15 protein-coding genes are annotated in these 12,774 nt (G+C 69.7%); 8 read left to right on the forward strand and 7 right to left on the reverse strand.

Features of this window, described 5'->3' with window-relative positions; genetic code table 11:
- Window positions 1–138 precede the first annotated feature (138 nt).
- From AUL30_RS06840 to AUL30_RS06865, 6 genes are read right to left on the reverse strand one after another with little or no spacing between them, the layout of a single operon-like run.
- Entirely contained in the window at window positions 139–996 is an 858-nt protein-coding gene (locus AUL30_RS06840; protein ID WP_062227207.1) for a triphosphoribosyl-dephospho-CoA synthase, read from the reverse strand.
- A 4-nt stretch (window positions 997–1,000) separates the two neighbouring features.
- Entirely contained in the window at window positions 1,001–1,897 is an 897-nt protein-coding gene (locus AUL30_RS06845; protein ID WP_062227127.1) for an ATP-grasp domain-containing protein, read from the reverse strand.
- A 6-nt stretch (window positions 1,898–1,903) separates the two neighbouring features.
- The gene (mch, locus tag AUL30_RS06850; RefSeq protein WP_062227128.1) at window positions 1,904–2,872 is read right to left on the reverse strand and encodes a methenyltetrahydromethanopterin cyclohydrolase; all 969 of its coding nucleotides are present in this window, start codon (window positions 2,870–2,872) and stop codon (window positions 1,904–1,906) included.
- Window positions 2,869–4,014: an ATP-grasp domain-containing protein gene (locus AUL30_RS06855; protein WP_083507725.1), complete on the reverse strand. Its 1,146-nt coding sequence runs from the start codon at window positions 4,012–4,014 to the stop codon at window positions 2,869–2,871. The genes mch and AUL30_RS06855 overlap by 4 nt, the downstream gene beginning before the upstream one ends.
- A gap of 5 nt (window positions 4,015–4,019) precedes the next feature.
- Window positions 4,020–4,913, reverse strand: a complete 894-nt coding sequence (locus AUL30_RS06860; protein WP_062227130.1) for an NAD(P)-dependent methylenetetrahydromethanopterin dehydrogenase — start codon at window positions 4,911–4,913, stop codon at window positions 4,020–4,022.
- A 44-nt stretch (window positions 4,914–4,957) separates the two neighbouring features.
- Window positions 4,958–5,938 (reverse strand): beta-ribofuranosylaminobenzene 5'-phosphate synthase family protein, encoded by a 981-nt coding sequence (locus tag AUL30_RS06865; protein ID WP_244490729.1) that lies wholly within the window; start codon window positions 5,936–5,938, stop codon window positions 4,958–4,960.
- A gap of 73 nt (window positions 5,939–6,011) precedes the next feature.
- Here AUL30_RS06865 and AUL30_RS06870 point away from each other — a divergent pair, with 73 nt between their 5' ends.
- The 7 genes from AUL30_RS06870 (at window position 6,012) to AUL30_RS06900 (ending at window position 12,089) form a co-directional block, all read left to right on the forward strand.
- Window positions 6,012–6,386 (forward strand): 4a-hydroxytetrahydrobiopterin dehydratase, encoded by a 375-nt coding sequence (locus AUL30_RS06870; RefSeq protein WP_062227131.1) that lies wholly within the window; start codon window positions 6,012–6,014, stop codon window positions 6,384–6,386.
- 107 nt (window positions 6,387–6,493) lie between these two features.
- Window positions 6,494–7,582, forward strand: a complete 1,089-nt coding sequence (locus tag AUL30_RS06875; RefSeq protein WP_062227132.1) for a molybdopterin-binding domain-containing protein — start codon at window positions 6,494–6,496, stop codon at window positions 7,580–7,582.
- Complete coding sequence (locus AUL30_RS06880; RefSeq protein WP_062227133.1) at window positions 7,579–9,198, forward strand: formylmethanofuran dehydrogenase subunit A; 1,620 nt, start codon at window positions 7,579–7,581, stop codon at window positions 9,196–9,198. The genes AUL30_RS06875 and AUL30_RS06880 overlap by 4 nt, the downstream gene beginning before the upstream one ends.
- Window positions 9,195–10,103 (forward strand): formylmethanofuran--tetrahydromethanopterin N-formyltransferase, encoded by a 909-nt coding sequence (gene fhcD / locus AUL30_RS06885; protein ID WP_062227134.1) that lies wholly within the window; start codon window positions 9,195–9,197, stop codon window positions 10,101–10,103. Before AUL30_RS06880 ends, fhcD begins: the two co-directional genes overlap by 4 nt.
- A complete protein-coding gene (locus tag AUL30_RS06890; protein WP_062227135.1) occupies window positions 10,100–10,918 on the forward strand; it encodes a formylmethanofuran dehydrogenase subunit C in 819 nt (272 codons plus the stop codon). Before fhcD ends, AUL30_RS06890 begins: the two co-directional genes overlap by 4 nt.
- 48 nt (window positions 10,919–10,966) lie before the next feature.
- Window positions 10,967–11,758 (forward strand): urease accessory protein UreD, encoded by a 792-nt coding sequence (locus tag AUL30_RS06895; RefSeq protein WP_202814480.1) that lies wholly within the window; start codon window positions 10,967–10,969, stop codon window positions 11,756–11,758.
- Between the two features lie 28 nt (window positions 11,759–11,786).
- On the forward strand, window positions 11,787–12,089 hold the full coding sequence (locus AUL30_RS06900) for an urease subunit gamma (protein WP_062227137.1): 303 nt from the start codon (window positions 11,787–11,789) through the stop codon (window positions 12,087–12,089).
- An 8-nt stretch (window positions 12,090–12,097) separates the two neighbouring features.
- Here AUL30_RS06900 and AUL30_RS06905 read toward each other — a convergent pair whose 3' ends face one another.
- Window positions 12,098–12,292: a hypothetical protein gene (locus tag AUL30_RS06905; protein WP_062227138.1), complete on the reverse strand. Its 195-nt coding sequence runs from the start codon at window positions 12,290–12,292 to the stop codon at window positions 12,098–12,100.
- A gap of 167 nt (window positions 12,293–12,459) precedes the next feature.
- On the opposite strand from AUL30_RS06905, the gene AUL30_RS06910 reads away from it, so the two are divergent.
- Entirely contained in the window at window positions 12,460–12,774 is a 315-nt protein-coding gene (locus tag AUL30_RS06910; RefSeq protein ID WP_062227139.1) for an urease subunit beta, read from the forward strand.

The raw sequence follows: 12,774 nt of genomic DNA on the forward strand, positions 1-12,774 counted from the left end.
TCCCATCGGACATGACGAAATTCCCCCGCAAACCCGACCCTCCTCCGGCCCGGCCCTCACTGCCCTTGTTCTCAACGTCCCGCGGGGGACCGGTTAGCCAGGCAGTTGCAGCGAGACTGACCCCGGGCGCGGTGCCAGTCAATCCTTACTGTGCGGCCGACGCGCGGAATCGCGGATGCCGCGATGTTTTTCCTGGATCAGCGCAGCAAACAGCGCGGCGACCGTCAGATCCGCCGTGGTTCCGGGGTTGATGCCTTGCGCCTTCAGCTCGGCATCGAAGGCCAGAAGAGCATGGTGGCGCTCTTTCGCATCCGCCGGCAGGTCGGCCGTCAGGCGGACGAAACGCTGCATCACGGCGTGCGCGGCCGGTGCCCCGAACTTGCGCGCCACATGACTGTCCGCAAACCTTGTCGCGAAGGTCAGGTAGATCCGCTCGGCCGCCGCCGGCAGGGAGGGCCCGTACGCCTGCTCGACGCCGATGGCGAAGACATCGCGGTAGGCGGTGGCATATTGGGCCGCGATACGGTCCCGGTCCGCCGCAAGCCGCATGGCTTCCACCAGCCCGATCGCCGGTGCATTGCGCACATCCGCCGTCCCGGCCTCTCCCAGTCCACCGGGCTCGGCCAGCGCGATGGCAGCGAAGGTGTCGCGCGCATCCTGCATCGTCAGGGCATCGAGGGTCCGCGCCAGCGCCGCCTGCAGGCCGCCGGACATATCCTCCGCCGCCAGCGCCAGCGGCACCGTCAGGAGGAGGATGCCGAGATTGGTGTTCTGCCCGACGGCCCGGCGCGTCGCCGCCACCGCGTCGAGAATACGGCGGCCGGCCGGCACCCCGCGCGCGGTAACGATGGGCGCGGTCAGCCGGGCGCTAATTACGAAATCCTCCGCCGCCATGCCGTGACCGGGTGCGTGATGGTGGACATTGCCCGGCTTGACGGCACTGAGCTCCGCCAGGCAGGCGCGTCGGTAAAGTTCCGCCAGGTCGGGTCCGGCCATGTGCTCACCCGGCCCGGCGGATCGGCCGATCGAGCTGCGCCAGGAGGTCACCGGCACGGATGGCGGCGATGTCCAGCCCGGTCGCCTCTTCCAGCCCGGTCCAGGCCGGCATGGAGTTGACCTCGATCACAAAGGGCGTCCCGTCTGCCGCGCGGATCAGGTCGATGCCGCAGAAATCCGCCCCGACTGCCTGCGCCGCCGCCACGGCGAGTTGCTCCAGCACCGCGTCCCGGCCCGTGGGAAGGGCGGCGGCGCCCTGCTTGATATTGGTGATGAAGGAGCTGGCGGACCGGCGCATCATGGCCGCCACGACCCGCCCGCGCGAGACCATGAGCCGGTAATCCTGCCAGGCCCCGTCGCGGCGGGTGTCGACCAGTTCCTGCAGGTAGTAGACGCCGCCGACATCCTCCGCCTCCGGCAGGTCCTCGACGTGCCGGATCAGGCGAATGCCCTTGCCCTGCGCGCCGAAGAGCGGCTTGAGTACCAGGGGGCAGGGCGCGGCCCGCAGAATGGCGGCCGCGGCATGTCGCGTTTCGACGGCATGGCTGCGCGGCGTTGGAATGCCGGCGGCGGCCAGGCGGAAGCTCGTGGCGGACTTGTCCGTGCAGATTTCCACGGCGCGCGCGTCATTGGACACAAGGACGCCCATCGCCCGCAGCGCATGCAGCACGGCGAGCCGCCGGGTGACGCCCTCGAAGGTGCCGCCGTCCATGGTGCGCAGGCAGACGGCGTCGGGAAGCTCCTCGCCGAACTGCGGCAGGATCAGGCCGTGGCGCGCGCCTGTGTCGAAAAGGATATCGGACAGGCGCATCGCCACCGTATCCACGTTGCGCTGCCCGAAGGCGGCGGCAAGCTGGCGGGCATGGCGGTCGGCCGCGGCGGACACGATGGCAATGCGCATGCGCGTTCAGCCGAAGGACGCGTCGATGAGCGTCGGATCGATGCCGCCACCGCGAAACACCGCGCCGGTTTCCAGCGCCACGACGCAGACTTCGGCCGGCGAAAAGAGGGTGGGATCGATCTGGTAGAAATCGCCCTTGTAGGCGCGGAAGATTTCGGCGAAAGGCCGGCCGTAATCCTTGCAGGTGCTGCTGGGCAGGTTCGCGGCCAGCTCGGCGGCGGCAGCCGCGCTGCCCCGTACATGCAGGAGCACGCGGCCGCCATAGATGACGGCGTCGTTCGTACGGCCCATGGCGGTGATGAAATCGGGATGCGGCGCGGGAAGCGGCGCGGTGCCGATCCCTTCCACGATATCGGTCAGCTCGAAGCCCATCTCATGGGCCTTGTGCAGCGCCACCTCCACGACCCTGGCGACGATCTGCACCGTTCCGGCAAGGCTTTGCGTGGGCGCATAGAGAACGGTGAGGTTGCCGGGCTCCACGCCGCACTCCGCGCCGATGCGCCGGATCAGCGCGGGGGGCGGCGGGCTTCCCGTTTCGAGCACCAGCGCGGCGGCTTCGCCTTCGTCGTGATAGGAAATGTCCTCGAAGATGGCTTCGCGCCCGGCCAGGGCCCGCGCCGGGCCCGAGCCCATGGCGAAATAGGCGTCCGAACCCTCGCCATGCGACAATTGCCAGCCCGCATACTGGCTCGCCAGACAGGCAAGGACCGGCTGCGAGGTCCGCACCTCCACGCCGAAGGGGTAGCGGGCCAGACCGCTCGATGCGCCGATCTGCACCGAGCCGAGACCTGCGAGGCAAATCTCCGACAGGAGGCGCCCGGCTTCCAGACTACCCTCTATACGGGCCCCGCAATCGATCAGCCGCTCGCCGGCGCTGCCGTGGGCAACGCCGATCCGCAGGGCATCGGCCCGTTCCACCAGCCTGTCGATCAGCGGCGCGGCGCCGCGATTGACGGAAATATGCGATGTCGTCATGCGGCGGTCCTTTCGAGAGAGGCGATGATAGCGGCTTCCCGTGCGTCGAAACAGGCGCACACCATGGCCTCGGTGGATCCATCGGCACAGTCGGTGACGGTGATGGTGCAGACGGGCTCGCCCGCCGCGATCCGCGCGCCGGCCCGTGGCAGGTCCGCGGCATAGGGCGGCCATGCGAAGGGATCGGGCACTGCCAAAGGCAGGTTTGCCCAGGCCAGCCCGCTGGCCCGCAGGGCCGGGCGGCGCGGCGGTCCGTCCGGCACGCGGAGGGGCAGGCCGGCCGCCGCCAGGTGCCGCTGCAGGAGCGGATCGCCCGGCAGGTCGTGGACATCGAGCGTGGCGCCCGGACGGGGATTGATTTCGAGGAGGACGACGCCTTCCTCCGCCAGGACGAAGTCGGCGCTGCCGATGCCGATGAGCGGAACACGCCGCGCCAGCCGCGTGACGGCATCCGCCAGCTCCGCCTCGAGCCGCGGCAGGGACAGGGGGCCGACCGCGCCGCCATAGCGAAAGGGAGAGGCTGCGACGGGGCGCGTCCACTGGCGCGTCAGGCCAAGGCTGTCGATGCGGCTGCGCTGGCCGATGAAGCCGAGCGAGACCCGCTCCCCTGGCACATGCTGCTGGAAATAGAGGCCATCGTCCTGCACGTCGGCCCGGTCGGCCGCCACGACATGGCTTCCGCCGGCGCCGCCGATGCGTTTGGCGAGCCAGCCGTCCGGCTGCCCCGGCCGGTGGCGGCGCGTCTGCGGGTGCGCCACGCCTGCCGCGGCGCAATCGGCGGCAAAGCGCATCGGATCCTTCAGCCGCCGGACCGTCGCGGCATCGTTGCCCAGGATGGGCCAGCGCTCGCCGATCGCCGCGATGAGCTGCGGCCGGTCCTCGAAGCCCGCGCCATAGACGAAGCCGACCGGCTGGCGCCCCTCTGCCAGTTCCGACAGAAGGTCCAGGAGCGCCGCGCCGGAGAAGCCGTCGGGATAGGGGCCCGTCAACAGCCGGCTCGCCACGCAGTGGCGGGCAAGGTCGCTGTCGTTGAAGAAGTCGACCGCCAGGACGTCGAAGCCCGCCGCGGCCGCCGACCGGGCGATCTGCCGGGCCGAGAAGGCGGCGACGAGCAAGGCCGGGCGGGGGGCTGGCGATGCCATGACGCTCAGGCGACCAGGCCGCGCGCGAAGGCAAAGGCGTCGCGGAAGTCCAGGACGAGCGGCGTGTCGCTCGACAGCATCCGGCGGAACAGGCCGGCCTGTGTCCGGTACTTGACGTTGCCGATCGCCAGCGCGCCCACACCAACGGCTTTCATTCCGTCGATCGGCACGCCGTCGGCGCCGGCATCGACGCCTTCGATGCCGCTCGGTGGCACCGCATTGACATCCGCCGCCACCAGCAGGGACGGCGCGGTGGCCAGAGCCTCGCGCGTCAGGACGCGCAAGCCCGCACGTGCGGCGGACAGGACGACCTGCGTATCGGCAAGGACACGCGCCGTGCCGGCCGGCGTGGCTCCGTCCGCCGCCTCGACGCTCACGTCGAAGCGCGCCTGCATCTCCGCCGAGCGGCGGCCGACCCGCTCGGGGCCGTCATGGCCGACCAGCGTCACGCGCGCGCCTTCGAGCGCGGCGATGACCGCGGCACAATAGGCCACCACGCCCGTCGCCCCGAAGATGGCGATGGGCGTGTCCTGAAGGGTGCGGCCGGTGGCCCGCAACTGGCGTTCGACCAGGGCGACCATGGCGGCGCCCGTCGTGAAGGAGCCCGACGGATCGGCGAAGATGTGCACGCCGAAGGGCGGCACCAGCGCCTTGCGGGCCGCATCGACCATGTCGAGCGCCAGCACCGCATCGTTCCCGCCGATGAAGATGCCGGTCGACGCGCCCCATTTGGGTGGCCGCGAGAAGATGGCATCCTGCACGAGGTCGGAGACCTCGCCCAGCGTGACTGCGTCATAGGGCACGATCACGTCGAAGCCGGCATCGGCCGCCATGTTCACGTCGAAGGGGCTGACATGTTTGTGCGGCGTCAGCATGTGCAGGATGGTCTTCTGGCTCATCGCATCGTTTCTCCCTTAAGCAGGTCCGAGAGCGGCGGCGGCGTTCACGCCTGCGCCATATCCTGGACCGTCTCCACGCTCGCGCCCGAGCTGCGGGCCGCGACGCACCGCACTTCCAGCCCGTCGGGCAGGCCCTCTTCCTCCAGCCGCCGGCACATGTGAAGGGCCGCATCCGGATCGGCCGCAAAGGCAAAGCCGGTGGGCCCCCAGGAACTCTGGCCGCTGCCTCCGGCGCCCAGCGCCTCCAGCCGCCGGATGGCGTCTCCCACGCGGCGGCTGGTGAAGATACCGCCCTGGGCGGGCGCGAAATGCGCGCCGACCAGCCTTTGTATCCAGCGTTGCGCGTGGCAGAAGGCGGCAAAGTCGCCCTCTGCCGCCCCGGGCAGGAGCTGCATGAGCGTCAGGCGGCAGATCTGCGCCGCGTCGGCGTCCGGAAAGGGTGGCAGCGCGTGGAACGCATCCAGTTCGGCAGCGCCATGCAGCCCGTGATCCAGCCTGTCCAGGACGAGGATGACCCGCCAGTCCTTCGGAAAGACCAGGCTGGAGACGATCGGCGGCGGCGTCGTGGAGCCATCCCCCTTGCCGCCATCCACCATCAGGCCGCCGCGTCGGAACAGCCCGGCGCCGAGCCCCGAGCGCAGGCCCCGTCCGAGCCGCGCGGCATCCCCTTCCGGATCGAGCGGCAGGCCATGCAGGTGGCGCAGGCCTGCGGCCACCGCCAGGGCGAGCTGCGTTCCCGAGCCAAGGCCCGCATGGGGGGGAATGGCGCTGTCCACGCTCATGCGGACGGCGCCCGGCACATTCAGATGCTGCGCCATGGCTGCCAGATGGCGGCCGGCACGCTCGGATTCCGGGCCTGAAATCCGGTGTTCGGCGCCGGCGGCATGGCGCAGCGTCAGGCGCGTCTGCGGCGCACTGATGCCGAGCCCGATGCCGCCGAAGCGGCGGCCGAGGCTGCCGTTCATGTCCAGAAAGCCAAGATGCAGGCGCGCCGGAGCCAAGACGCGGACGACGTCCGTTTTCACGAATCCCCCTGCCAACGCGTGCCCGCCCGCATTATGAGTCAAAACATGCAAGGCGAAAAGGGGAGGTTGAGCCATGGCCGCCGCGGAAAGCACGTATGACGACGACCGTATCCGGGACACGCTGCAAAAGGACCTGCCGCAGTGGCGGCTGGAAGATGGCTGGATCCGCCGCACCTACAGGACCCATTCCTGGAAGGGCACGCTGATGGTCATCAACACGGTAGGGCACCTTGCCGAAGCCGCCTTCCACCATCCCGACCTGACCGCCTCCTATGCCTTCGTGGAGGTGCGGTTGAAGACGCATTCCGCCAAGGGGATCACCGACAAGGATTTTGCACTCGCCCGCAAGATCGAGGAGGTGGTCACATGGCAGCCCGGCCGCGAGGGCGGGGCCCTCACCGGCACGCCGGACGACAGCCGCTTCGCCTATATCAAATACGAGCGCTAGCGCAGCATCGGCCGGGCCTCGGCCGCGCTGCAGCATGGAAACCGCTTCAATTCGCCGGGGGTCTCGCTTACACATTCGGGTGTGGGCGAGAGAAAGCGAAGTGGCGGTTGGCAGCATATATCGATGGAGTCGCGGTTGAGCTGACGGAGGCGATCGGGGCCGCTGCGGGCCGTCTTGCCGCGGCTCGGATGCCGCTCGTCACCGGGCTTTGCGCCGATATGGCCACGATCCGCGCCGCACACACACTGGCGCAACGTTGCGGCGCCGTCATCGACCATGCGCAGTCCGCCGCCTTCTTTCCCATCATCGAAGCTCTGCGCGAGGGCGGCCTGGTCATGGGCCTGCCGGCGGAAGTGCGGCGGCGCGCCGACCGGCTGCTCCTGGTGGGCGCCGACGCCCTTTCCGCCTGGCCGGGCCTTCTCGACATGGTGCTCGTGCCGGAGCCCGATCTCGGCCCCGGCGCAGGGCAGCCGCGTGCCATCGCCTGGATCGGCCCGCCGGCCAACGCGTCGGACTGGCCGGCCGGCATCGCCATCACGCCCTATGCCTGCCCGCAGGAGCGGCTGACGGAGGTGCTCGGCCTTGTGGCATGCGCGCTGGCCGGCCGCCCGCACCGCGAGGGACCCTTTCCCAAGGCGCAGATGGCCGCGCTTGTGGAGTTCCTGGAGGGCGCGGGGTTCGGTTGCATCGCCTGGTCCGTCCGGGCGACGGATACGCTCGGGCACCGTATGGCGGCCGAACTGGTCGACCGGCTGAACCTCCACACGCGCTACACCGCAATGCCCACCCATGCCGACCCGACGGGCTATGGCGCTGCCATGCTATCCAACTTCGTCACCGGCTTCCCGCTGCGGGTTCGCGCCAGCGGCAGTGGGTGGGCGCATGACCCCATCCTCTACGATGCGAGCCGCCTTCTGGCGGCGGGGGAATGCGATGCGGCGCTGTCGGTCCACACGCAACCGGAGGTCAGCCACCCCGGCTGCGATATCGTCATCGATCCCGCGCCGCAGCCCGGCATGGCGGGGATCGTCATCGGCGGTGGCGCGCCGCCGGACGCAGTGGATTACGGCCCGGCCATCGGCAGCTTCGTGCCGGCCGAGCCGGGGCGCTTCGCGGTGGCCGAGGTGCCGGCCCCCGGCATCCTGATGCAAATATCCGACGCGGTGCGTCAGCTCCGGCAAAGGGCTGCGGCATGACGCTCGCGCTCGTCGGAGGCCGGATCGTCGATCCCCTGTCCGGGGGCGAGCGGACGGGCGATATCCTGGTGGCGGATGGACGTATCGTCGATGCGGCGGAAGGGCCGATCGAGCGGATCGACTGCACGGGCTGCATCGTGATGGCGGGCGCCATCGACATCCACGCCCATATTGCCGGCGGCCTCGTCAACACGGCGCGGCTGCTCCTGCCGGAATATCACCGGGCGCACCAGCCGCGCCCCGCGCAGACGCCCCTGGCCACGCTCGGCTGGACCACCTGGCAGACCGGAACGCTCTATGCGCAGATGGGCTTCACGCTGGTCGTGGAGCCGGCCATGGGCCCGTCCTCGTCCCTGCACGCCCATCTGGAAATGGCGGATATCCCCATCATCGACCGCGCCGGGCTGGTGGTCCTTGGCAATGACGATTTCCTTATGTCGTTGCTGCGCGACGGCGCGAGCGCGGCCGAGCTGGACGATTACCTGGCCTGGCAGGTTTCCGCCGCCGGGGCGCTCGGCGTCAAATGCATCAATGCCGGCGGCTCCGCCGCCTTCAAATCCAACATGCGCCGCTTCGGGCTCGACGATGTCGTGCCCGATTACGGCGTCACCTCGCGGCAGATCGTCAAAGCGCTGCAGGGCAGCGTCGACCGGCTCGGCATCGCCCATCCGCTGCATGTCCACTGCAACAATCTCGGCATGCCGGGCGACGGCGCCGCGGCAGCAGCTGCCACGATGGAAGCGGCCGAAGGCCTGCCGATGCACTTGGCCCACATCCAGTTCTACGGCTATGGCACGGATGGGCGCCGGGGCTTTTCCTCGGCAGCGCGGCAACTGGCCGAGATCGTCAATGCGCGCCCCGAGCTCAGCGTGGATATCGGCCAGGTCATGTTCGGCCAGACGGTCACCATCTCGTCGGACGAGTTGCGCCAGTTCGCCGGCCGCGACCTCGCCCGGCCCCGCAAGTCCGTCATCCTGGACGGGGATGCCAATGGCGGCGGCGCGGTCCCGATGCATTATCGCGCGGCCGATTTCTACAATGCCATGCAATGGGCCATCGGGCTGGAACTGTTCCTCATGATCGAGGATCCGTGGCGCTGCTTCTTCACCACCGATCATCCGAACGGCGCGCCCTTCACCGCCTATCCGGACCTCTTCGCCCTTCTGATGAGCCACGACCTGCGGTGCCAATGGCTGGAACGCCTGCCCAAGGGGGTGCGGGCGCGGACGGCGTTGAAGGACATGACGCGGGAATACACGCTGGAAGAGGTCGCCATCATGACGCGCGCCGCGCCGGCGCGCCTGCTTGGCCTTCGCGATCGCGGGCATCTGCGCGCCGGGGCGCGGGCCGATATCGCAGTGTACCGTCCGCAAGACGACCGGGCCGCCATGTTCGCGCAGGCACGGCTTGTCCTGAAGGACGGGCTGCCGGTGGTGCGGGACGGGCAGGTTGTGGCAACCCCGCGCGGGCGCACGCTGCGGCTCGAGACGCCGCGCGATCCGGCCATGCTCCGGCGGCTGGAACGCTTCTATGATCAGCGCTATGGCCTGCCGTTGCGCTATTTCGAGGTGTCGGACGGTGCGCTGGGTGGGGACGTCCTGGAGGTCGTCCGATGAGCGAACGCATTCTGAACGGCGTCGCCATCGAGGCGACCTTTGCCGAGGCCTTTCCGATGCGCGGAACCGGCATCGTCGTGACGGCCGCCTCCGAACGCTGGGTGCTGGAGGCTGCCCGCTCCTTCACCGGCTTTGCGACCTCGGTCATCGCCTGCGGCTGCGAAAGCGCGATCGACCGCCTGCTCGGTCCGGACGAGACGCCGGACGGGCGGCCGGGCGTGCGCATCCTGATCTTCGCCATGGATACGAAGGGGCTGCAGAAGCAGCTCGTCACCCGGCTCGGCCAATGCATCCTGACGAGCCCGTCCTCGGCCTGTTATGCCGGGCTGGACGGGGAGGTGCGCCTGCCGCTCGGCGATGCGATCCGCTATTTTGCAGATGGCTGGCAGGTTTCCAAGCGCATCGGCACGCGGCGCTTCTGGCGCATGCCGGTGATGGAGGGCGAGTTCCTCTGCGAGGATACGACCGGCCTGACCAAGGAGGCCGTGGGCGGCGGCAACCTTCTGATCCTGGCGCACGACGCCGAGCGCGCCCTTGCCGCGGCAGAGGCCGCGCGCGACGCCATCGCCGCCGTGGAGGGCTGCATCATGCCCTTTCCAGGGGGCATCGTGCGGTCCGGCTCCAAGATCGGCGGCAAGTACAAGGGCCTCATGGCCTCCACCAACGATGCCTATTGCCCGACGCTCAAGGGCGCCGTCCAGACGCAGCTGACACCCGATGTCGGCTCGGTCCTGGAAATCGTGATCGACGGGCTCACCGCCGGCATCGTCGCCGATGCCATGCGCGCGGGACTTGAGGCCATCATCGCGCTCGGGCCCGAGCGAGGGGCGATCCGCGTTTCGGCCGGGAACTACGGCGGCAAGCTCGGCCCGCACCACTTCCACCTGATGGAGCTTGTCCTGTGAGCGCGCTCGTCCTGACCCCGCGGCCGGGATTTGACGGCCGGCTCGATCTGTCGGCCCTGCGTCCGACAGTGCTGGCGGGCCTGTCCGAGCGCGAGATCGCAAGCCTGCCGCTGTCGTCGGCGGGGCAGGAACCAGAGGGGCGGGGGCTCGTCGTCGCAGACGTCTTCGCCATCCGGCCGGGCGACGCCGGTTGCCTTGTCATCGCGGAAGGATCGGATCGCTTCGACGGCATCGGCGAAGGGCTGGATGGCGGCGAAATACGGGTCGAGGGCCATGTTGGGCACCGGGCCGGCCGCGCCATGCAGAACGGCGTCCTGACGATTGCCGGCAATGCCGGGCCGCATGCCGGCTCATGCATGAGCGGCGGGCGCATCGCCATTGCCGGCCATGCCGGAGCCTTCCTGGGCGGCCCGCTGGCGGGTGAGATGATCGGCATGCGCGGCGGCGAAATCCTCGTCGACGGCGATGCGGCGGAGCGGGCCGGTGACCGGATGCGGCGCGGCACGATCCGCATAGGCGGGAACGCCGGCCCGCAGGCTGGCGCGCGGATGATCGCCGGCAGCCTGATCGTGCTGGGCCGGCACGGGCCCGGCCTCGGCCAGCTCATGCGGCGCGGGACGATCCTCCTGCCCGCCGGATCGGAAGAAGGCCTGCCGGCCAGCTTCGTGGACAATGGCGCCTGCGAATTCACCTTCCTGGCGCTCATGGAACGGCTGGTTCCCGGCGTGCCGCCTCTGCCGCGGCGCATGCGCCGGTTCCTCGGCGATATGGCGAGCCTCGGCCTCGGTGAAGTTCTGGTGCCGCTGGCGCGATGATGCCATAAGCCTTGGCGGGATAGCCGGGGACGTGAAGCGATGGATGCGATGACGCAGCTTCAGCGGGCGCGGGGCGCCGTTCGCCTGACGATGCGCCAGGATGGCGGCCGCAGCCGCATCGCCCATCTGTTTCAGGAAGGGTCGGCCAAGCTGCGCTTCCCGCGGCTGGCGGATGCGCAGGCCGTCTTCGTCAACACGGCGGGCGGCATGGCGGGGGGCGATGCCGTCACGATTGAGGTCGATGTGGAGGCTGGCGCCGAGCTGACCGTGACCACGCAGGCTGCCGAACGCGTCTACCGCGCGCATGGCGGCTCTGCGCGCGTCGACAACCGGCTGCAGGTCGCACAAGGGGCCAGCCTGTCCTGGCTGCCGCAGGAGACGATCCTCTACGATGCGGCCGGGCTGGAGCGCAGCTTCACCGTCGATCTTGCCGCCGATAGCCGCTTCCTTGCCTGCGAAAGCATCGTCCTGGGGCGGACGGCCATGGGCGAGACGGTCCGCAGCGGGCACCTTGCCGACCGGTGGCGCCTGCGGCGGGACGGGCGGCTCGTCTATGCGGACGACCTTGTCCTGTCCGGCGCGGTGGATCGGATCGGGGCGCGGGCCGCTGCGCTGGATGGCGCCCGTGCCATGGCCAGCATTCTGGTGCAGGGTCCCGACGGGCCGGCGCATCTGGCACGGCTGCGCGCAACCCTGCCGGACAGTGCCGGGGCGAGCCTGATCGAGGGGCTTCTGGTGGTGCGGATCCTGGCCGAGGACGGTTTTGCGCTGCGCGCGATGCTGCCGCCGCTGCTGCAGGCACTGGCGAAGAGGCCGCTCCCCCGCCTATGGTCGCTCTGAAACGTCGATTCGAACCGAGGTTGCCCGCATGAACCTGACCCCCCGTGAAAAGGACAAGCTTCTGATCTCCATGGCGGCCATGGTGGCCCGCCGCCGTCTGGAGCGCGGCGTGAAGCTCAACCATCCCGAAGCGATCGCGCTGATCACCGATTTCGTGGTCGAAGGGGCGCGGGACGGCCGCAGCGTGGCGGAGCTGATGGAGGCCGGGGCCACCGTCATATCGCGCGCGCAGGTCATGGACGGTATTGCCGAGATGATCCACGACATTCAGGTGGAGGCGACCTTCCCGGACGGCACCAAGCTCGTCACCGTCCACGAGCCGATCCGCTGACGCTGCGCTTAAGGAAGCTGCGCCATGTCCGGCGTGGGGTCTTCGAGGAAAAGATAGCGCCCTTCGATGGCGCTGTAGAAGGCGGGCCCGGTGCGCTCGCCGATCGTCACGATGCGCGCCGATTCGGCATCCCCGAGCCCCGCGGCGCCCGTGGTGGTGGCGATGAGGGCAAGTCCCCCCAATATGGCGATGGCTGCTTTCATGGCCCTGTTTCCCGATGGGACGCGCGCCCTGCCGGCCCGGCTCCCGTATGGCGGGGTTAACAAACGATGAAGGCTTTGGTTGCGTGACGGTGGGCGCCCAGGCTTTGACAGGCGGCGCGCCCCGACGCATCCTGTCCTCCATTCCATCGACAGGACGGACCCTTCTGATGATTCCAGGCGAAGTGATCGTTCAGCCCGGCGAGATCGAGCTGAACAGCGGCCGGCCCACGGTGACGCTGCGTGTCGACAACCGCGGCGACCGGCCGGTTCAGGTCGGATCGCACTACCATTTTGCCGAGACGAACCCGGCGCTCGCCTTCGACCGGGAGGCTGCCTACGGCATGCGCCTGGATATCGCCGCGGGCACGGCCGTGCGCTTCGAGCCGGGGCAGGGCCGCGAGGTGACGCTGGTGCCGCTGGGCGGCACGCGCACCGTCTACGGCTTCAACGGAGCGGTGATGGGGGCGCTGAAGCGCCCCTGA

The organism is Aureimonas frigidaquae (assembly GCF_001463905.1).
Classification (GTDB): Bacteria; Pseudomonadota; Alphaproteobacteria; order Rhizobiales; family Rhizobiaceae; genus Aureimonas; species Aureimonas frigidaquae.